Source organism: Pseudomonas duriflava (assembly GCF_007830155.1).
Lineage (GTDB): Bacteria > Pseudomonadota > Gammaproteobacteria > Pseudomonadales > Pseudomonadaceae > Chryseomonas > Chryseomonas duriflava.
Genome location: NZ_VLKY01000001.1, coordinates 369,089 through 390,221, shown reverse-complemented (window position 1 = coordinate 390,221; position 21,133 = coordinate 369,089). Strand labels below are relative to the sequence as shown.

17 protein-coding genes and 1 pseudogene are annotated in these 21,133 nt (G+C 54.1%); 11 read left to right on the top strand and 7 right to left on the bottom strand.

The features are described from left to right. Positions 1 to 179: 179 nt before the first annotated feature. Both IQ22_RS01845 and IQ22_RS01840 read right to left on the bottom strand, forming a co-directional pair. Positions 180 to 2,321, bottom strand: a complete 2,142-nt coding sequence (locus IQ22_RS01845; protein ID WP_158635398.1) for an EAL domain-containing protein — start codon at positions 2,319 to 2,321, stop codon at positions 180 to 182. Positions 2,322 to 2,803: 482 nt separating this feature from the next. Continuing rightward, positions 2,804 to 5,035, bottom strand: coding sequence for a hybrid sensor histidine kinase/response regulator (locus IQ22_RS01840; protein ID WP_145137166.1), 2,232 nt, complete (start codon positions 5,033 to 5,035; stop codon positions 2,804 to 2,806). A 223-nt stretch (positions 5,036 to 5,258) separates the two neighbouring features. On the opposite strand from IQ22_RS01840, the gene IQ22_RS01835 reads away from it, so the two are divergent. Beyond that, positions 5,259 to 5,981, top strand: coding sequence for an SOS response-associated peptidase family protein (locus IQ22_RS01835; protein WP_145137164.1), 723 nt, complete (start codon positions 5,259 to 5,261; stop codon positions 5,979 to 5,981). A gap of 53 nt (positions 5,982 to 6,034) precedes the next feature. On the opposite strand, the gene IQ22_RS01830 is transcribed toward IQ22_RS01835, so the two are convergent. Further along, positions 6,035 to 7,357, bottom strand: a complete 1,323-nt coding sequence (locus tag IQ22_RS01830; protein ID WP_145137161.1) for an OprD family porin — start codon at positions 7,355 to 7,357, stop codon at positions 6,035 to 6,037. 457 nt (positions 7,358 to 7,814) lie between these two features. Between IQ22_RS01830 and IQ22_RS01825 the strand changes: the two genes are divergently transcribed. Genes IQ22_RS01825 through IQ22_RS01800 form a run of 6 tightly spaced genes read left to right on the top strand, consistent with a single transcriptional unit; the run spans position 7,815 to position 13,285 of the window. After that, a complete protein-coding gene (locus tag IQ22_RS01825) occupies positions 7,815 to 8,654 on the top strand; it encodes an STAS domain-containing protein (protein WP_145137158.1) in 840 nt (279 codons plus the stop codon). Positions 8,655 to 8,665: 11 nt separating this feature from the next. After that, on the top strand, positions 8,666 to 9,088 hold the full coding sequence (locus IQ22_RS01820) for an STAS domain-containing protein (protein ID WP_145137155.1): 423 nt from the start codon (positions 8,666 to 8,668) through the stop codon (positions 9,086 to 9,088). Next, a complete protein-coding gene (locus IQ22_RS01815) occupies positions 9,048 to 9,446 on the top strand; it encodes an ATP-binding protein (RefSeq protein WP_244308860.1) in 399 nt (132 codons plus the stop codon). Before IQ22_RS01820 ends, IQ22_RS01815 begins: the two co-directional genes overlap by 41 nt. Next, the gene (locus tag IQ22_RS01810; RefSeq protein WP_145137149.1) at positions 9,437 to 10,420 is read left to right on the top strand and encodes a SpoIIE family protein phosphatase; all 984 of its coding nucleotides are present in this window, start codon (positions 9,437 to 9,439) and stop codon (positions 10,418 to 10,420) included. Before IQ22_RS01815 ends, IQ22_RS01810 begins: the two co-directional genes overlap by 10 nt. Further along, complete coding sequence (locus tag IQ22_RS01805) at positions 10,417 to 12,183, top strand: ATP-binding protein (protein ID WP_145137146.1); 1,767 nt, start codon at positions 10,417 to 10,419, stop codon at positions 12,181 to 12,183. Before IQ22_RS01810 ends, IQ22_RS01805 begins: the two co-directional genes overlap by 4 nt. Continuing rightward, complete coding sequence (locus IQ22_RS01800; RefSeq protein ID WP_145137143.1) at positions 12,170 to 13,285, top strand: ATP-binding response regulator; 1,116 nt, start codon at positions 12,170 to 12,172, stop codon at positions 13,283 to 13,285. The genes IQ22_RS01805 and IQ22_RS01800 overlap by 14 nt, the downstream gene beginning before the upstream one ends. A 56-nt stretch (positions 13,286 to 13,341) precedes the next feature. On the opposite strand, the gene IQ22_RS01795 is transcribed toward IQ22_RS01800, so the two are convergent. Both IQ22_RS01795 and IQ22_RS01790 read right to left on the bottom strand, forming a co-directional pair. Then, positions 13,342 to 13,731, bottom strand: coding sequence for a DUF3775 domain-containing protein (locus IQ22_RS01795; RefSeq protein WP_145137140.1), 390 nt, complete (start codon positions 13,729 to 13,731; stop codon positions 13,342 to 13,344). Positions 13,732 to 13,816: 85 nt separating this feature from the next. Next, positions 13,817 to 13,966: pseudogene (locus IQ22_RS01790) on the bottom strand (helix-turn-helix domain-containing protein); the annotation flags it as partial. Between the two features lie 650 nt (positions 13,967 to 14,616). Here IQ22_RS01790 and IQ22_RS01785 point away from each other — a divergent pair. Then, the gene (locus tag IQ22_RS01785) at positions 14,617 to 15,774 is read left to right on the top strand and encodes an HPP family protein (protein ID WP_244308858.1); all 1,158 of its coding nucleotides are present in this window, start codon (positions 14,617 to 14,619) and stop codon (positions 15,772 to 15,774) included. 63 nt (positions 15,775 to 15,837) lie between these two features. Here IQ22_RS01785 and IQ22_RS01780 read toward each other — a convergent pair whose 3' ends face one another. Together IQ22_RS01780 and IQ22_RS01775 are read right to left on the bottom strand one after the other, a co-directional pair. Then, positions 15,838 to 16,695, bottom strand: a complete 858-nt coding sequence (locus IQ22_RS01780; RefSeq protein ID WP_145137134.1) for a LysR family transcriptional regulator — start codon at positions 16,693 to 16,695, stop codon at positions 15,838 to 15,840. A 78-nt stretch (positions 16,696 to 16,773) separates the two neighbouring features. Next, positions 16,774 to 17,649 (bottom strand): helix-turn-helix domain-containing protein, encoded by an 876-nt coding sequence (locus tag IQ22_RS01775; RefSeq protein WP_145137131.1) that lies wholly within the window; start codon positions 17,647 to 17,649, stop codon positions 16,774 to 16,776. A gap of 165 nt (positions 17,650 to 17,814) precedes the next feature. Here IQ22_RS01775 and pobA point away from each other — a divergent pair, with 165 nt between their 5' ends. The 3 genes from pobA (at position 17,815) to IQ22_RS01760 (ending at position 20,843) form a co-directional block, all read left to right on the top strand. Further along, positions 17,815 to 18,999: a 4-hydroxybenzoate 3-monooxygenase gene (gene pobA, locus IQ22_RS01770; RefSeq protein WP_145137129.1), complete on the top strand. Its 1,185-nt coding sequence runs from the start codon at positions 17,815 to 17,817 to the stop codon at positions 18,997 to 18,999. Positions 19,000 to 19,143: 144 nt separating this feature from the next. Next, the gene (nadC, locus tag IQ22_RS01765; RefSeq protein ID WP_145137126.1) at positions 19,144 to 19,992 is read left to right on the top strand and encodes a carboxylating nicotinate-nucleotide diphosphorylase; all 849 of its coding nucleotides are present in this window, start codon (positions 19,144 to 19,146) and stop codon (positions 19,990 to 19,992) included. 59 nt (positions 19,993 to 20,051) lie between these two features. Further along, entirely contained in the window at positions 20,052 to 20,843 is a 792-nt protein-coding gene (locus tag IQ22_RS01760; protein ID WP_145137123.1) for a hypothetical protein, read from the top strand. Positions 20,844 to 21,133: the final 290 nt, after the last annotated feature.

The following is a 21,133-nucleotide window of genomic DNA, read 5'->3' as shown; positions in this document are numbered from 1 at the left end:
GAGAATGGCGCCTCTTTGGTACGTTGCCATGGCAGTTTTCTCCATGGCTATTACCGGGCGTTCATCTAATACCCTGGCCATTTAGATCATTACGGTTTATCTGAAACAAGTGGTTGGCTATGCGTTATGAGCTAACACATACAGGCCACTAGAGCGTAATGATTGCGCCTAAAAGCAGATCAGGCCTGTAATTTAATCAGTGGGTAAACTTCATCATAGGGCGTAAAACTATCAATTAATGAGGCATGTTTTGTTAGCGCCCAGCTCACAAATTCTTTTTCTGGTAGTGGTGAGCTGATCAAATAGCCCTGCAGATGATCGCATTTTTGATCACGTAAAAACTGCTGCTGGGTAAGGGTCTCTACCCCTTCTGCCGTTACGGTAAGCCCCAATGAGTGGGCAAGGGTAATAACGGCTATCGCAATCGCATCATCGTCTACGTTGTTTGTTAAACCAGTAACAAAGGTTCGGTCCAGTTTTAGTGTGTCGACTGCAAATCTCTTTAAATAAACAAGCGATGAGTAACCTGTTCCAAAGTCATCGATGGCTACTTTAACGCCAAGTCTGGACAGTTTAAGAAGTGCATCTGCGCTCCCCTGATCATCCAACAGAACACTCTCTGTTACCTCTACAACCAACAGGCCTGGAGAAAGGCGTGTTTCAGCAAGCGTTGCTTCAACCATTGCAACAAAATCGGGCTGGCGTAATTGAAAAACGGAGAGATTTACCGCAACGCCTACTCCCTTGAGCCCATTCTTCTGCCAGAGAGCCGCAGCAAGGCAGGCTTGTTTGAGTACCCAGCGACCTACAGGAACAATAAGTTGCGAGCTTTCCATTAAAGGAATGAACTCTGCTGGACTTATGGATTCGTTGTGAGTGACCCAACGCAAAAGCGCTTCAGCACTGATCAAACGGCTAGATTGCGTATCCAGCTGCGGCTGAAAATAAAGTTCAAACTCCCCCTTTTCCAAGGCGTTTTGTAATCTACGTTCCAACTCAAAACGACGTCGCTCTTCTCGATCAAGCTCGGTTGTGTAGAAACAATAGCGATTCCGCCCCAGGGATTTAGCCTGATACATCGCCCGGTCAGCACCTTTGAGCAAGGCGTCTATAGTATCGGCATCACTTGGACAAAGAGCTATGCCTATACTGGTAGAGACAGAGACTTGGCGATCATCTAAGTTAAACTTTTCAGCAAAACTACTAATGATCTTTTCCGCAACCACAGCGACTTGTTCGGAATCCGTGACGTTTTCCAGTATGACGGTAAATTCATCCCCGCCAAGCCGTGCAACAGTATCGGAGCTGCGTAAGAGAGAGGTAAGTCTGTGAGCCACTTGTTTAAGTAGCTCATCTCCAGCCGCATGTCCTAAAGCATCATTGATCCACTTGAAGCGATCAATGTCCAGGAACAGTAACGCAACACTGGAATCCTTTCGCAACGATTGCGTAATGGCATGTCGTAGCCGATCCTGAAATAAGTAGCGGTTAGGCAACTTGGTCAGATGATCAAAATTAGCTAACTGAGCCAGGCGCTCTTCAGAAATTCGTCGTTCGGTAATATCCAGCAACGTCCCGACAGCATGATGCTCTCCTGTCTCGGGATCGTTAAAGTGCTCGCCCTGTAGTTCAAAGAAACGTAGCTCACCGTCAGCGCTTTGCAGCTTTAATTCAAGAGTAGGAAGATGCTCCAGATAGCGGCTTGATGGATGAAAAAAGCTTATTAGTTTCTCTTGTGACTCAGCCGTAAAGATGCTGATTACATCGCGTAGCGGGGCATGGGTCAGCGTGGTCTTCACGCCTATAAACGGAGTGATTTGAGGAGACCAGTAAATAATATCGCTTCGCGCATTCCACTCCCAACTGCCCAGGCCTGCAATTTGTTGAGCGCGAATAAGTACTTGCCGGTTTCGACTAAGGTATCTGGCCATTGCTCTGGTTAGATCCATGACCATTCCCAATCCCAGATAAGTACCATCCTTCTCGATAAGGATGAAATCTTCCGTAATTGGATATTGCAGTTGCGCTGTAACAGCATCCGCAGCTTCTTCAAGACCCATGTCCAAAGAAATCAGCAAAGGGGTCGAATTCATTATTTCAAGTACCGAGCGCCGCTCCCAAAGGTCGCGACCGTAGCGTTTCAGAAAAATATCTTGCAGCTTGTATCGACTGACTAAGCCGATAGGAACGTTAAAGTCATCTACTACTGGCAGACAAAGATAACGCTGGTTTTCAACCGTCATGAGCCTGTCGGCAACTTCGCCGACTGTCATCGCCATGTTTAGCGGGGCAACCTTTTTAAGAAGCGATACCAAGTCCATTTCAGATCGTTCAGGCGCGTGGTGGAAACGAATCCCCATTTTGAATGAGGCATATTGCTATCACATGACAATAGGCATGATAACGATGAACGAAAGGGTTTCTAGTCGTTTGCGTACGCAATGTGCTTGATGCAGAAATAGCGGCATGAGACCCAACATGTCTGAATGCTCGATCCTGAGTGGTCAGGTTTTACGGCATGGCTTCGCCTCATGGTTCACGCTGTCTTAAACGCGCCACGGTCATGCACATTCTCTGTAACGGTTAGAATTTCCCAAAAAGATCAGAACAGCAGACTAAAGGCCCCGCTCTTTCTGCGTAACCTGCGTTCAATACGAGCAGGATTACTTCCAGGCATATAGCCGTATTCATCCGCTACACCTTATCTAGGCAATGGCATTACCTCTGTAAGCTACGTGAGGATAGGGCAAGGTAAACACAGCCCTATCAATGGCACCTCTCACGCTTTTATTACAGGGGTTTCTTACACTGCCTTGCGTTTCAGTTCTTCTTTCAAGGTCTGCGCCAATGTCTTCAAATCATAGGGCTTGGATAAAACCTTGAAGCCATAATCTTTCAAGGCATGCTCTGTATATCCGGTTGCTAGAACAATGGGCAGGTCGGGCTCACGTTCGCGTAAGGCAAGTGCCAGGCCAATACCGTCCATGCGTCCAGGCATGATGATGTCGGAAAAGATAATATCGGGACGCTGTTCGACTGGTCCCTCACGCGCAGCCTCGTAACATTGCAAAGCCTCATCGGCATTATTGGCAACCGTAACCGAAAACCCCAATTCCTCTAGCATTGGGCCTACAACCTGTCGTACTTGCTCATCATCATCCACCAAGAGGACGCGAGCTGACAGCGGAGCATTTGCCTCAGCAGATACGGAGTCGTTGTGCTCGATAAAGGCCATTTCTCCCATAGGCAGCAACACAGTTACCGTTGTGCCGACGCCAAGAGTACTGTCGATTAACACTGTGCCTTGGGAGTGAACTGCAAACCCATAAACCTGGGCAAGACCGAGCCCGGTGCCCTGCCCGACTTCCTTGGTTGTGAAGAATGGCTCCAGTGCTCTGGCCTGCACCTCTTCTGTCATGCCTTGACCGTTATCCTTGACCGCCAGGGCAATGTAATCACCTGCAGCAAGGCCTTCTACCTCACCCTCATTGAGATATGTTCGGGATAGTGACACCAGAATCTCACCACCATTGGGCATGGCGTCACGGGCGTTGAAAACCATGTTGAGCACGGCCAGCTCGCATTGCAGCGGGTCCATGAATACGGACCAGGAATACTCAGGCACCTCCAGCTTGAGCGTCACGCGGCTAGGCAAGGCTCCGTCTAGCAGATCGCCCATGCCTATCAGCACAGCACGCAAATCGACAGTACGGGCTTCATCGACCCGGCTGCGACTGAAGGCCATGAGTTGCCGTGTGAGCTTGGTACCACGTACAACTGAACGGCTACACGCATCTAGCGCCTTTTGAGCACGCGGATCCGTGGATGATAGCTCCGCCAGCTCAAGCCCCATCGTCAGTGTTTGCAGCAAGTTATTGAAATCATGCGCGATCCCCCCCGTCAATCGCCCCAGCGCTTCCAATTTTTGCCCTTGCAGTAGCGCTTTTTGTGAACGCTCAACCTGTGTAATGGCCTCATCGACCCGCTGATTCAATAAAGCATTGGCGCTTTGAATCTCTTCGCTGGCCTGGGCCAGCACAGCCGCCGTACGGTCGGTTTCCACCATCCCAGTCGGTACCGGCTTTACGGCTTCGCCGCGGCCTAGCGCTTGGGCGGTCTGGTCCAGGATATGAAGAGGATGCGCTATCTTGCGCCCCATCCAAAAGGCCAGCGCTAGAGCAATACCAAGCAGAATGAGCGAGCCAAAAATAACACCGGCAGAGGCCATGATTGCGCTGCGCCGCAGTTCATCCTGCGGTAGGGCAATTACAGCCGTCCAACCCGACGCTGGCGCCTTGTTGAAGTAGGAGCGGATCTCTGTGCCTTCGAACGAATGAGTATCCAAGAAACCTTCACGCGTGACATTTTCCAGCAGCAGGGACAGCATCGGCTCGCGGATGGATCGTCCGATGTAGGTTTCTGGATCGATGTTTCTAGCCACAACATGCGCAGAGCTGTCGATGATGACGGCTAGCCAGCCGCTAGGCAGCTGCTGGTCCTCAAGAACTGAACTCAGCTGACTGGCAAAGGAGCCCATGGAAATGAAGTAGGACACCCTGCCATCGCGCATGACGGGGCGGCGAACAGCGAAACTGGGCACCTGAGCCACCGGCGCCATATACAGATCACTGACGATAATCGGTTTGGCAAAATCCTTGAGCTCGACTGTAGCCGCTGAGTTATGAGGTAACTCGCTGTCGATAGGCACACGGGTATTAAGGAGTTGCTGGCCCTCGAGGTCAAACAGAATGATGGTGTTCTCTTGCGACGGGGTAATTCGCTTCGCGTGCTCGTAGAATTCTTGAAGGTCGTTACGATCCAGAGAGGGCGCGGCCGCTAGAGCTTCGATGATGGCGTCCCGCCGAGACAAGTCACGGTCAACCGCCAAGGCAAAGGCCCGGGTCGTAGCCCGCATACTTTCTTCGACCTTGGCTCGCTGGTCAGTATATACGTAGTAGATGGCAAAGGCAGAAGCAAGCAGTGTTGGTGTCAGAACAGCTAGCACAAGCATAATAAGCTTGAAACGGATCGACATTCGGCTGACAACCTTAGTTCTTTATATGATAAACGGAAGCACAGGCTACCGACCCTAAATGACTATCATGCGAGAATAGCCGTTCGCACGGGGCCATCATCCCGCCACTACTTATAGCCTGCCCAGCTCAGTATAGCGTCTCGCTATTAACTTGCTTATTGCCCTGAACTTTCTTCCCCTTCTTTGTTGTCGATTGAACAGAAAGAGCAACAGGCCATGAGACATGTGTGGACGATTCGCTCAATACCGGGCGGCCATTGACTATATCGAAGCGCTTAAATCATCCGTGCCCTTTACTGGTGGCCTGGACGCTATGCCCATGGGCCGTTACAACGTGGCACCCAGTACACGCGTACGGCTCCTGCATGAAACAGCCGAAGGCATCCGATTTGACCCGGTCCCTTGGGGATACACTCCCTTCTGGGCGCGAAAGCCAGGATCCCCCTCTGCCAAGCGACCGCCTGTGATTAATGCCCGCGTAGAAACAGCCGCCACCAGCAAGATGTTTCGCAGCCTCTGGAAACACGGCCGGGCATTGGTAGCGGCCGATGGCTGGTACGAATGGAAAAAAGATCCGGACAACCCTAAGCGCAAGCAGCCTTACTTCATCTGCCTTGCCTCGAGAGAACCTTTATTTTTTGCGGCCATTGGGCAGTTTCACCGCAGCGATCAAACTGAACGCGAGGATGATGGTTTCGTCATTGTGACCTCAGCCGCCGATACCGGCATGGTTGATATTCATGACCGCAGCCCTTTGGTATTAAGCCCCGATGCCGCCTGTGAATGGATGGAACCGGACCTGCCTGATGATCGTATACAGGAAATTGCACATGAGGGCGCGCTGCGAGTAACAGCCTTCAAGTGGTATCCGGTAAACAAAGCCGTTGGAAACGTACGCAACGACTACCCAGAACTGCTGGAAAGAGAGGAACAGCCGGCGCTTTAGCACACGGCTGCCTCAGAATATGAAGAGCCTGGACTATGACAGGCTCTTGGGTGTTAAAGGATTTCCAACGGATAGTCGACAATGAAGCGGAACTCGTTGATTGCGCCGCCAGTAGAGTCGTCGCCTCGGTGCCATGCCTGCCGGATACGCAGCGACAGGTCTTTGGCTGAGCTGTCCTGGATAACATATCTGGCTTCCAGGTTGGTTTCGCGCTCTTTGTCATCACGGCCGTAGTTACCCACGTAAGATCCGCCGGAGTCGGCATGGGTCCCGTCGATGTCATAACCGTAAACGTACCGGGTCATGAAGCTGAGTCCTGGCATGCCATAGGCAGTCATGTCCAGGTCGTAGCGGCCCTGCCAGGACTTTTCGTTCGGGCCATTAAAGTCGGACCATTGGATAGAGTTGGCCAGGAAGATCGAGTCGCCACTGCCGCCTGAGCCGTTATTGCCAAAGCCGACGTAATCGAACGGCGTGTCGCCATGTATACGCTGGTGCGCCAAGGTGAACGTATGGGCGCCAATCATGTACGCACCGGCCAGAGACCAGGTGGTATTGCTAATCGAGCCAGCCTCGGCGCGGCCCTCGTCAGTGGTGCGGTAAATGTTGAAATCGAAGGTTAGCGACTGGTCATCCTGGAGAGGGAGAACATAGTTAGTATTTGCGTAATACTGCCGCCAAATATCTTCGAACTCTGAGCCATATAGCGAGACACTTAGATTTTCATTGACTCGATAAGCACCGCCCAGGTAATCCACCGAGCTGGTTTCTTCATTGGCATAAGTCGCCCAGATCCCGCCGTCACTGCTGGTGGACGTTGGCTCAGTACCTGCCGTGAAATGACCCGCATCCAGATCAAGATTTTCAATTTCCTGGCTGAACAGGCTAAACCCAGTGGCCGTCTGCGGAATGAGGCGGCTGCCGCCTGCGGCAAAGACGGGAGAGGTTGGCTGCATCTCGCCATACTTCAAGACGGTATTGGAAATTTGCAGCTTCACAGCGCCGCCGATCTTCGAGTAGTCGTCCTGAACCTCACCGTTATTGTCGACTTGAAGATCACCGGTGCCCGCATGACCATCGCCGCCGTCAAGTTTGAGGCCCAGGTGAGCGAAGGCATCAAAGCCAAAGCCGATCGTGCCTTGAGTAAAGCCCGATCCGTAGGTAGCAATCAGACCATATAACCAGTCGCGTGGATCACGAGACTCTCCGTCATGACCGTCACCTCGTACCTGACGGTTGAAATAAATACTACGGTTGACGAGGCTTAGGTGACTGTCTTCGATAAACCCCTTGGAGTCTGCCTGTCCGGCCCAGGCTAGAGAGGAGCTGCAAGCCATTAGCGCCAGTGTCAGTGAACTCAGCTTCAATGTGCTCATTTGGGTATATCTCTCCATGTTTGATACGCCGTCGCTAGGCTAAGGCGTGCGCTCACTGGCAGATAAAAACTACAACCTGCTATTTATTGTTAGGGCCGCATCACGTGTTGAACCATCGAGGCGCCAAAGCTGGCATCTTAAACCAGCCCAATAATTTGTTGCATAGCCACCTAACATAAGTCGTGATTTATCTTTATAGGTCTTAATGCACCCATTACGAAGACAGTCCGGAGCGACGGGCTACCGCCTCTCCCTACTTTTGCCAGATAACACCTCCGCCTGATTTATCCTTCGAACTCACCGCACCTCCCCTTGATTCTTGTGTCCAATCTCCCTATTTAGAGGCTCGGCCATAAGCGATAGGCCGGCTTGCATGTATCACGCCCAGATAAAAGCCAAGGTCAGCCACCCAGAACACAGCCGCCTTGGCTATCTATCCCGTGCTAGAGGAAGAATAATGCCCGCATCCGCTATAGCTGAACTGCTACAGACACACGAGAACGAACTGCTGCAAGAATGGACAATCGCTCAACGGGCCGCGGGAATCCGAGCCGACCTGATCGACGAAGATACAGTTATCGCCAACTCCCGCGAGCTGCTTAAACTGCTGACCGTAGCTGCGGCTGCCGGTATTGATGATTTTGAAAGCGTTCAGTGGTCGCCTATCAAAGGTATGCTGGAACGGCTGTCTCGCAGCCAGAGCCGTCAGGGTTTCACGCCTTCGGATACCGCCACGTTCATTTTTTCCCTGAAAGAGCCACTTTTCTCGCGCATTCAGCAGTACAGCGACGATGCTGCCAAGGACATCTGGCAGATCAATCAGCTCCTCGACAAACTCGGGCTCTATACGGTCGAGTGCTTTATGACAGGCCGCGAAGCCATCATCCGCGAGCAGCAGGAAAGCATGCTGGAGCTGTCTACTCCGGTAGTCGAATTATGGAAAGGCATCCTGGCAATTCCACTGATCGGCTCACTTGATAGCAACCGCACCCAGATCGTCATGGAGGCGCTGCTCGAAAAGATCGTTCAGACCGAGTCCGACATCGCCATCATCGATATTACCGGCGTACCCACTGTAGACACCATGGTTGCCCAGCACCTGCTGAAGACCGTAACCGCCGCCAAACTGATGGGTGCCAAGTGCATTATCAGCGGGATTCGTCCGCAAATCGCTGCCACTATCGTTCATCTTGGTGTGGAACTGGGTGATGTGATCACCAAGGCCTCCCTGGCCGACGCGTTCCAGATGGCTCTGAAAGAGCTCAACGTTCGCCTCGTCACGTCAGCGACCCGTTAAGGAGCCATTCCATGGCGGATAAGATTCCGATCCTGAAAATGGGTAACTACCTGCTGCTGTCTATTCAGGTCGACATGCACGACCAACTCGCTCTGGACCTGCAGGAAGATCTGACCAATCAGATCGTTAAACACCGCGCCAAAGGCGTCCTGATCGATATCTCCTCGCTTGAGATCGTCGACTCGTTCATCGGCCGCATGCTCTCGCATATTGCCAATATCTCTCGAATACTCGATGCCAAGGTCATCGTAGTCGGTATGCAACCCGCCGTCGCGATCACGCTGGTAGAGCTCGGCCTCTCCCTGGATGGCATCGCCACTGCATTGAATGTGGAAAAAGGGATGGCCCGTCTGGAAAAGATGGTCAGCGATGATCAACTGCTGGAGTTCGAGCGTGGGGAAGAGAGAGATATTTCCGCTGAAGCAGGAGACTGACATTGTTCTCATCCGCCAGCGCGTACGCCAGGCAGCCGAAGCCGCCAAACTGGGGCTCGTCTCACAGACCAAGATCGTTACCGCCGCCAGCGAGATCGCCCGAAACGCGCTGATTTACGGCGGTGGTGGCGAATGCATGATCGAAGATACGGTCCGCAACGGTCGCAACGCTGTGCATCTCGTGATTACGGATCAAGGCAAGGGGATCGCGGACATTGCCAAGGCCATGGTGGACGGCTACACCTCAGGTAACGGCCTGGGGCTGGGACTGAGCGGCGCCAAACGGCTCGTCGACGAATTCATCATTGAAAGCGACCTTGGCAAAGGTACTCGTGTGGAGTTATGGAAATGGCGGTAACCCCTCTACTGTGCAGCCAGCTGTTGCCCGTCTCTGATGTCGCGCATGTAGATGCCGCCCGCCGGGCGGTTATCCGGCAGGCCAGTCAGCTGACCGATGACCCGGAAACCCTGGGGCGCGTGACGGTGGTCGCCCAGGAACTGGCCCGCAACCTGGTCAATCATGCCGGAGAGGGAGAACTGTACCTGAGCCATGACGGTTACGCCCTGGACATGATTGCCGTGGACAACGGGCCCGGCATGTCCAATGTTACCCAATGTATCAGTGATCATTACTCCACCAAAGGCACCATGGGCGCAGGGTTGGGCGCAATCAAACGGATGTCGGATCAATTCGATATCTTTTCCTTGCCTCAGCAGGGAGCCGTGGTCTTTTCCCGTTTTCAATTGCAGCCAGCCCCCGCCCCTTCGCTCTTCCGACAGGGTGCGATCAGCACATCCCATCCCAAGGAGGAAGTCTGTGGCGATGCCTGGGCCGTCCTGGGTAACCGGGTCATGGTATGTGACGGTCTGGGCCACGGGCCGCTGGCCCATGTGGCCAGCAGCAAGGCGCGCGAGATTTTTTTTGATCACGAACCCGGGCAATCCCTTACCACGCTGATGGAGCGCACTCATCGAGCGCTCATGAACACGCGCGGAGGTGCCCTGGCCTTTGCAGAGATCGATGCCGCACAAGGCCGCGTTACCTTTTGCGGCGTGGGAAACATAGCCGGCGTCCTGGTTGCGGACCGTGTGCGCAGCATGGTGTCGTCCAACGGCACGGCGGGCTACAAGGTAGGCCGCATTCAAGCCTTTACCTATCCGTGGGACGAAAGCACTGCACTTATCATGTCGTCCGACGGCATTAATTCCAGGCTTTCTTTCGAAGGGTATCCTGGCTTGCTCAATAAGCATCCGGCTGTCGTTGCCGCGGTCATTCACCGTGACTTCAAACGTACTACCGACGATGCCACCGTCCTGGTAATACGTGCATGAATAACGAACGGCTGATTTCTTCGCTGCGTATCGAAAACGAGCAGGACATTGTCTGGTGCCGCCAACGTGCCAAGCAGATCGCCGACTGGGTCGGCCTGCCCCGTCTGGACCAAATCCGCATCGCCACGGCCGTGTCCGAACTGGCCCGCAATATCTATCAATATGCCCAACAAGGCCGCTTCAGCTTTTACCTGATGCCCAACGGTAAAGGACAATTGCACGGTCTGCGCTTCGTAGCGCAGGACAACGGTAAAGGTATTCCACACCTGGATGAAATTCTTGGTGGTACCTATGTCTCGTCTACCGGCATGGGAGTGGGCCTGCGAGGCGCCCAGCGGCTGATGGATGACTTCGATATCACGACCTCTAGCGAGGGAACCCGGATCAGCGCCGCAAAGTATATGGCTAGCGCACGCTCTTTTCCTGAAGACGACGAATTAAAGGCGTTACTGAGACAGCTTACAGACAAAAGCGCCCTTGACCCCTATAAGGAAATGCAGCTCCAGAGTGAAGATTTGTTGGTTACCACGGCTGAGCTGCGAATCAAGCAGCAGGAACTGGAAGATACCAACAAGGAGCTAGAAAACACCAATAAGGGTGTTGTGGCGCTGTATTCGGAGCTGGAAAAGACAGCTCAGGAACTGGAAGAAGCCAGCGAGGCGAAAAGCCGCTTCTTCTCCAACATGACCCATGAGTTCCGCACGCCCATCAACATCATCGAAAACATCTCGAAACTCTTGATTTCAGGGCAGGATGGCCCGCTTAACGACGAGCAGTACCGCCAAGTCAAATTCATCAGCGACGCGGCCGCTGAACTCTCCACGCTGGTAGGCGAGTTGCTGCAACTGGCAGAAGTACAATCGGGCCGGATGCGTGTTGAACCAGACACGTTTATGTTGAAGGACTTCATGGAGCGGCTCGATACGTTTGCTGCAGCCCTCTCCTTTCGCTATGAGCATGTCACGCATCGGCTTGACATGCCGATTGAAGACGTCCGGCTGTATACCGACCAGGAACGTTTGTTCCAAATACTGCGTAACCTGATCTCGAATGCCTTCAAGTACACGCCTCGCGGTACAGTCACCATTCGCTGCTTCATGCCCTCCCCTGATCAGCTCGAGTTCATGGTGGCCGATACGGGTATCGGCATCTCGCCGGATGATCAAAAGAAAGTATTCGACGAGTTCTACCGGATCAAATCACCCGGCCGGAAGAATATTGAAGGTACAGGCCTAGGGCTGCCACTTGCCCAGCGGATTGCCTTGTTGCTCAAAGGCGAAATTGATCTTACCAGCCAGCTTGGGGTGGGCAGCAAGTTCTACCTGCGCTTACCGATCGTCCTTGATCAACCGGAAGACGACCTGAGACCCGGTGCACTCGCAGGTACGACCATCCTGCTGATCGATGACAGCGAGGCTGATCGCTATATTGTCATGAAAGCGCTAGAGCCCTACGACCCGATCATGATTGAAGCGGACAGTGCTCGCACCAGCATGGATAAACTCAACGCTATACGTCCGGATATCATTTTCCTGGATCTGGACTTGCCTGATATTAGCGGTGAAGAATTACTCGAAAGCATGGACCCAAGCATGCGCCGACGCGTTCTGATCAATACGGCGAAACTGATAACTGAAGATGAACAGGCGCACCTGAAGCAACATTGCCACGCCATCCTGCAGAAGTCCCGGCCGGATTATGTAAACCATCTATTGCACCATGTACAAGGCCTCGTCAGGAGCTTAAGCAATGAACGAGCGTAAGCGCATCGTCATCATTGATGACACCGATGCCAATCGGTATGTATTGCGCAAAATATTAAAGTCTCAGCCAAACTACGATGTGCTGGAGGCCGGTACCGGCGCTGCTGGTCTCGAACTGATCGACGAGTGTACCAACCTCGTCATCATTGATATCAATCTTCCTGATATGAACGGCTTCGACTTGATCCAAGCGATCGAGCAGAAACTCGACCGAAAGAAACTGCCTTCCATCATCAACATCTCGGCCACCTTTGTCAGCGGCAAGGACAAGGCCATGGGACTGAATCAGGGAGCACAAGCCTACCTAACGCACCCGATCAATCGCGATGAAGTACTGGCAACTATCGCATCGCTGCTCAAATCCAGTTACCGTCTCGAAAGCATCGAGAATCAACGCAACGTGGCTATCGCCCGTAGCGAAGACCTGGAAGCCGAGAAGATCATGCTAGAACGCTTTATGCGCTCGCTGAATCATGACTTACGCTCTCCGCTGACAACGGCAACCATGATCGTCAATCTCATGAAGCGGACGCCTGAGCGCCGTACCGATGACATGCTGAAGCTACTGGAAGAAAACCTTCAGCGCATGAACCGCATGATTACCAACGTGCTGGATATCTCCCACACCAGCATGGGAGGCGGAATCAAACTCAACGCCGAGCATCTGGATTTAAAGGTGCTACTCCAAGAGGCGGTCGAAAGCCTGCGCATTCAGGTCCGCAACGAAATCGTGACTCACTTCGAGTCGCCCGACCAGGGCGTTTATTGGGACAAACACGCCTTCCTGCGCATCCTCGACAACCTGGTGATCAACGCTGCCAAACATGGCCTGTCTGATACCCAGATCGAAATCATTCAGCGTCATGAAAACGATCGGGTCGTAGTAGCGGTACGCAACCAGGGACAGATGCCCGACGAAGTGCTGACCAACCTGGCAACACCCTACTTCATCTCTTCGCGTAGCAATGACCGTGGCTGGGGATTGGGCCTGCCAATCGTCAAGGCGTTGTGCGAAGGTTTTGGGGGCCATGCCACGTTCAGCAATGAAGCCGAGCATGTACGCGTGGAAGTGCACCTGCCCTATAACATTGTGTCTTCTTAAGGCCTTGTGCAAAAGCAGGCGATTTTCAAGGCCCCTTGTATGTACTTATCCCATTGCTAAGCAATGATATCCAACATCCGTTCGAGGTGCTGATGTAGAAAAGGGCTCATGTCGATGCACTTGTCGACCATATAGCTCTCGCTCAAGGGTGCGAGTGCCTGCTTGGACGCCATGAACCCTGCCTCCGCTTCGCCCCCATCTTTGCCGGCATAGATTAACGCCAGCAGCTCAATTTTCTGCTCTCGTGTAAGCCCTGAAATGGCCTCCCGAAGCCGATGCTCTGCCTGGGTTTCACCAATCAGCGAGCCCAACGCTGACTCACCCCCCAGGCCAAGACCACCACCAAGCCCAGTGCCAAAGCCATCATGAGTCAACTGCGTAGAGGTCGCCAGAGCCATTAGTGCTTCTACCTGCTCACGCTCCAGATGTTCCAGTCGTAGTGTCATAAACCCTCCGTCTCACTAGAACTAAGACCTTGCTTAGGCTTCATGGTGCAGCGCTGCACACAGAGTAGATATGACACAGATCATGTCATTTGACACCTAGCCGCCGTGCTAACCGGTTGAGGTTGGCACGGTCGAGGCCCAGCGCTCTGGCCACATCGGCCCAGCGGTACTGGTGACGCTCCAGGGCAGACTGGATCAGTTGCTTTTGATAGGCATCTACCGCCTCGCGCAATCCCAGATTCGTCTGGGGTGATCCAACCCCATCAGACGTGCTTGAAGGCATTATCCCTGCCCTGCCCTGCCCATGCTTGAAGCTGCTCTGGATCACGCCCGGCTACCTTTATTCACTTTGCCCGGCATGGTGGCGTACAGGCGTTTCGCCCTTAGCTGGAGGAGAAAGCCGGCCAGTTCCCACACGTGCGAACCTATTTCTGCCATAGCGAACCACGGCCAGGAGACCAGCGATGCTACAGGCCTCCTAACCGCGGCCGTGCTGGCCGACTGACTGCATCGAGACAGAAACGTTGATGTTTATTTCCTGGGACCAAAGCCCTTTATGGCTATGGTCAAGCGCGACATCAAAACCCTTGGCGTGCCAGAAGCCCAGAGCTATTACGAGTTTTTTGGCCCTGCAGCCAGCTTATAAGTAGGAGCTTTGTAGCTGATTCAGAGTAGCGGTGTTATTGAGGGCCAGTTCATGTACGTGGTCCTCTGCGCCTTTCCTGGGCTGAACTCAATTTTAAATCGCACCGCAAACAGGCTGCGCTCATAAAAACCGGCTTAACTTCATGATAATTGATTATAAATACCATTATTATTCATTGGATCGATGTTAACGAGCTTTAGTAGGCTTGTCGGCTTATGTAGCTTCGATCATGACCTAACGTGAAAAACAAGCTGTCCTTATTCCTTCCTTGGCTCAAACGCTTTAAACCCGTTGCTGTAAATGCCCCGCCTCGAGAGCGGCTGCGCGCTACCCTGGGGGCCTGCCTGGGCATGGTCGTCAGCGTACTGGCCTGTATGCATTTCTATGGGCTTGATGTTGCCCTGCGCGTGGCTGCACCCATTGGCGCCTCGGCCGTGCTCTTGTTTGCGGTACCGTCCAGCCCTCTGGCGCAGCCCTGGTCTATTGTCGGCGGCAATGTCCTGGCTGCCGGTGTCGGTGCCTTGGTCGGCCAATGGATTGACCATACCTTGCTTGCCGCCGCGGTTGCGATGGCTGCAACTATCATCGTTATGTTCAGCCTGCGTTGCCTGCATCCGCCCGGCATCGCTGTTGTTGTCTCGGTCAGCTTGGGTGGCCCGGCCTTTCAACAGCTGGGCCTGGCAGTCATGCTGCCGGTCGCCCTGTGCTCGCTTATTGTTTTGGCCGGGGCGCTTATCTACAACAACCTCACCCGCTTGCCCTACCCCAAGGCACCCCCGGTTGCCCATCCACACAAGACGCACGATCCGCTTCCCAGTCAGCGAACCGGCTTTACAAGTGCTGATCTGGAGCAGGCGCTCAAGTCCTTTGGCGCCTTTGTGGACATTACCCCGGATGCCTTGGAAGCCCTGGTCCGCCAGACCGAGCGGCATGCCGTGAGCCGCCGGATGGGCGCGATTACGGCGGCTCAGATTATGTCGAGGGATGTGCTGACAGCTACGCCGCACGCTACGATCAGGCAAGCGTGGGATCAGCTGGAAACGCACCATTTGAAGGTGTTGCCGGTGCTGACAGAAGAACGCCAGCTGATTGGTATCGTGACGTTGACTGATCTGTTCCGCCACATCGCCTCGGGGCACTCAAGCGAAACGCCTGTAGAAGTATTAATGACGCGTACCGTGCAGTGCGTGCAAGACACCGCCCACCTTGCTGACCTGGTGCCCCTGCTTTCGGATCACGGGCTGCATTGCCTACCTGTACTGGACGAACAGGGCGCGATTGCAGGCGTCGTCAGTCAGACCGATTTGATTGCCGCCCTGTACCAGCATTGGCTGAAAAATGTTCTGACCCATCGTGAGGCAGCCAACCAGGAGGCTTCTCGGGAAAGCGCAGCCTGAAGTACTACGCCTGCTTCACCGTACCGGTAGGCTGTGAGCCGTACTTTATAGACGGCTACGAGCCTACCCTTCCCACCGCTGCGACCAGTCGCTGTCCTCGGCGACCACGTCGCGCAGGTGTTGGATGGCTTGCTGCAGTGCAGGTGTATCGCGGTCTCGGGAGTAGACAAGGTATGTGGGGTAGGCAAATTCCGGCGCCCGCTCCACACGCCTTAACACGCCGCTATCCAGGTAGTGCTGTACCACACGGGTCCGAAAATAACCGGCTCCACCCTTTTGCACGAGATATTGCAAAGCCAGCGGCCCCAGGCTGAAAGACAGCGCCGCCCTTGCCTTATCTGGCAAAGCAGTATCGTGTTGTCGGCGAAAGGCCTCACCCCAGTCGATATAGATATACGGCTCTGGTTTGTCGACCGCGCAGACCAAAATCAGTTTTTCCTCAAGCAGAGGCTCTACCTGCAAGCCCGGCCCGTATTCAGGCTGATACACCAAGGCTGCCTCCAGTACGCCTTGATCTACCTGTCGCTGAAGCGTACGGCTATCCGCCATCTCGGCTCGAACGGCATACTCCGGCATGGCCTCACGCAGGCGCGTTACCCAATTGAGCATAAGCGGGTTACTCAAACTCGTCTCGCCCCCAATGTTCAATAGGTTGCGAAAGCCTTCTGGCAATGGCAGATCACGCCGCGCGGCTTCCCACGTTTGTACAAGCTGAGTGGCATGCCCGACAAAGACCTGCCCATCGGCCGTGAGACGGGCGCCTGCACGGTTACGAACGAACAGCCGGCACTTGAGTTGCGCTTCCAGGCTCTGGATACGCGCCGTGACGGCAGTCTGGGTAATATGCAGGCGTTCGGCTGCAGCATTGAAACTGCCGGTGCGAGCGATTTCTAGAAAAGTACGGGCAAGGTCGAGATCCATCGGGCCTGTTAGTATCCACAAGAATGAACCGGCAGTGTATCGACTTGCCCGACCGGTTCGAAGCCAATAGCTGCCCAGCTACCCTCGCGCCGAAGCCTGCCGAAACGCCGTAGGCGACACGCCCGCCAGACGCTTGAAGAAACGAGTGAAATACGCTGGCTCGGAAAAGCCCAGCAGGTCGGCAATCTCGTTCACCGTAAGCCCGGTATAGAGCAGGTTGCGCTTGGCCTCCAGCAATAGCCGCTGATGCAGGACACCAAGGGCCGTTTGCCCACGAAGACGACGGCACAAGCCATTGAGGTAGGCCGGGGTGATGCCCAGCTGCCTGGCATAGCGCTCAACAGCCCAATGCTGGGTGAAATGCGCCTCTACCAATTGGGCGAAGCGACTCAGGTACGCCTGCCCGCGCTCAGGCCGCTCCTGGGCATCACGCACCATGACCTGTCGCCCCAGCCAGACGGCCAGCACTCCAATGAGCGATTGCAGCAGCAGGTCACGAGCAGGGGCCTCACTGTTGTATTCGTTGTTGATCGCTGCAAACAGGGTATCGATATAGCGACGCTCCTGCCCCACTCGATACAAGCCCGGCTCGTTGAACACAGCACTCTGCCCGCCTAGATGCTCCTGTAGTCGTGCCACCAGTGGCATAGCCAGCGTGACAACGAACCCGTCGATATTCTCCGAAAAGCGAAAGCCATGAATGCAGAGCGCGGGCACGACCTGGATGGCTGCCTCTTCTACCCTTGTCAGCTGGCCATCCACATTCAACTCTGCCCAGCCCTTGCGTACGTACAGGAGCTGCGCCAGATCAGCATGGCGGTGCAGCTGGATTTCCCAGCGGTGCAGCCGGCTGCGCTGAGGAATGGACTCGCAATGCAGGAGATCGGGCGTCGGCCATACGAGCGGATCGCCATACAGCACAAAGACCGGAACCGTAAGCGCAGGCGGTTTCAAGAAGAAATCCCTTTTAGCAGCCTTGAGTTTATAAAAGTCCAGAACCTGAGACGTAAAGTGCCTTCTCGTGAAAAGACAATCAACCAAAAATACAGGAAACGCACACAACAACGCTCACCGGCATGTCCTGCTTCCGGATGCGAGCGACAATAAGCGAGAGGCACCATGCAAACACAAGTCGCCATTATTGGTGCCGGTCCGTCCGGCCTCCTCCTGGGCCAGCTGCTGCACAAGGCTGGTATCGAAACCCTTATCCTCGAACGCCAGACCCCCGAGTACGTACTTGGGCGCATTCGCGCTGGCGTACTTGAACAAGGCATGGTTGATCTGCTGCGCGAAGCGGGCGTCAACGAACGCATGGATCGTGAAGGTCTGGTACATGATGGCTTCGAGATAGCCTTTGATGGCCGCAAGGAGCGCATCGACCTCAAAGGGCTCACTGGTGGCAAGACCGTAATGATCTACGGCCAGACCGAAGTCACCCGCGACCTGATGGAGGCCCGAAAAGCCTGTGGGGCGCCAAGCGTGTATGAGGCTCATAATGTTCAACTCCATGAACTCAAGGGCGAAAAGCCCTACGTGACCTTTGAGAAAAACGGTGAAACGGTCCGCGTGGATTGTGACTATGTAGCCGGCTGCGACGGTTATCACGGCATCTCCCGGCAATCGATTCCAGCAGACGTCATCAAGGTCTTCGAACGCGTCTACCCATTTGGCTGGCTCGGCATCCTGGCAGATACCCCGCCCGTTAATGAAGAGCTGATCTACGCCAACCATGATCGCGGCTTCGCCTTGTGCAGCATGCGTTCGAAGACGCGTACCCGTTACTACGTACAGGTATCCAGCGACGAGAAGGTTGAAGATTGGTCGGATGATCGTTTCTGGGAAGAGCTCAAGTGCCGCCTGCCCGCCGAAACAGCTGATCAGTTAATTACTGGCCCTTCGATTGAAAAAAGCATCGCGCCGCTGCGCAGTTTTGTAGTCGAGCCTATGCAGTACGGGCACCTGTTCCTGGTTGGCGATGCGGCGCATATCGTACCGCCCACCGGCGCCAAAGGCTTGAACCTGGCAGCAAGCGATGTTTCTACGCTATACCGTATTTTGGTCAAGGTGTATCGCAAAGGGCGTACGGAGCTGCTGCAGAAGTATTCGGAGGTTTGCCTGCGCCGCGTCTGGAAAGCCGAGCGCTTCTCCTGGTGGATGACCTCCATGCTGCACCGTTTCCCTGATACCGACGATTTCGGCCGGCGCATTCAGCAGACCGAGCTGGACTACTTCGTCGGCTCCGAAGCCGGCCGTACAACCATCGCCGAAAATTATGTAGGCCTGCCCTACGAGCCTATCGAATGAGTGTGGGCGGGCTTTCAGCCCGCCATGCACCGTTCCCATCTGGAAAAGCTCTGGTAATCTGGTGGTCTGAATTCAGTTCAGACGATACGCGTTACGCATACACCCTGCCTTTCGCCTGTCGTCATGCAGCCACCAGGATCCTTCATGCACGCCACCTCTCTTGAACAGCTGATGCCGGAAATCCAGGCCAACGTTCGCAAGGCTCTGGAAGAAGATATTGGCAGCGGTGATATTACCGCTCAGCTCATCCCGGCCGAGCGCCAGGCTCGCGCCCAGATCATTACTCGTGAAGACGCCACGCTGTGCGGTACGGCCTGGGTCAATGAGGTATTTCGCCAGATCGATCCCTCCGTTCAGGTCGAGTGGCGGGTGAAAGATGGCGATCGCGTCAGTGCCGACAAGATCCTTTTCACTTTGACAGGCCCGGCGCGCTCACTGCTGACCGGCGAGCGCAGCGCCCTCAACTTCCTGCAGCTGCTCTCAGGCACAGCCACCCGGTGCAGCTATTATGCAGGCCTGGTCAAAGGTACTTCGGTACGCCTGCTTGATACGCGTAAAACTCTACCAGGGCTACGTCTGGCGCAGAAATATGCTGTGACCTGTGGCGGCTGCCACAATCACCGGATCGGCCTGTATGACGCCTTTTTGATCAAGGAAAACCATATTGCTGCCTGCGGAAGCATTGCTCAGGCAGTCGAGACCGCACGCCGAATCGCCCCAGGCAAGCCCGTAGAAATCGAAGTGGAAAGTCTGGAGCAACTGGACGAGGCCCTCGCCACTCAAGCTGAGATCATCATGCTGGATAATTTCACTCTTGAAGATATGCGCGAAGCTGTGGCTCTGACGGCCGGACGTACCAAGCTGGAAGCGTCTGGCGGTATCAACGAAGACACCCTACGACCTATCGCCGAGACGGGGGTGGACTATATTTCTATTGGAACACTGACAAAGGACGTAAAAGCGCTGGATCTTTCCATGCGGCTTTCACTCTGAGCCGCCCCCTCTTTTTTGGGCCTGCCGAACCACGGCAGGCCGCCTATCAAGGAAACCGTGTGAGCTATCGCTACCTCGTCATCGACAGCAGCGCCTTTGCCAGTTCCCAACTGGAAGCCTACCTGTCCGCCCGTACTAAAAACCGTGTCATCATCCCAGACAGTACAGCCATAGAGCTGTTTCAGAACGAGACCTGGACCCTGGCTCGTAACGGCTTGTTCAAACAGTACAAGGATCGCATTTTCTTCTCCGACTCCAGCGGCCCCATCCTCCAGGCCGAACTGGAAGGTCGCAAGCCAAGCATTCTGGCAGCCCCACTGACACGCGCTTTTATCGCCGCCATAAATGTGGATGGCGAGGCGGAAGCCAAACAACTGGCTCATATACGTGACAACCTGCTGGATACCGAAGACGATTACCACGCCAACCGAAAGATATTTCTGAAAACGATCCTTACCCATATGAATAAGGCGCTACAGGATACGGGCGGCACCCTGAAGCGTGACGCGGCGATTCATCTGGCCGCGGCAACGGCGCAACGCGGGCTGGCCAAAGGTTTTTCGCCTAGCCTTATCGATGCGCCTTACAGTGTCTTCTTGAAGGCCTACCCATTGGCTGCACGCTATGTTGCCTTGTTGGCTTCTCTTCTTGTCGAGCATCTTGAAGCCAAAGGCAGCGCCACTGCTCAGACGGATACACTCATCAATATTTTTACTCAGCGGGATAATGTTCTGATTGCCAGCCTGTTTGATGGCTTGTTAAGTACGGATGAGCAGGCCAATACAACGTACGACATGCTCAAGCAGAACCTGGCCGTCCTAAGTAAGGTGGGCGTGCAGTCAGTACATTGAATTCAGCGAACCGGGCCCGGCGTTTTCTGCCGGGCTTGATGACCATTTGTCACCCAAACGATTTTAGAAACAAATAGTTACATCCTAAAAATGAACTTTCTACGATAAAAATTGACGCCAAATTGTTGTCAAAAAAACCACACCTATTTTCTCCGCTTTTTTACACGCTTCTCCTTTGGCCAAAATAGCCAGCTTCCTTACTTACTTAGCAACGCCAATTTTTTGAAGACATTTTATACGTCATTTTAATGACGCTAACTTTTGTCACATCAAAATGACATCTGCTGGCA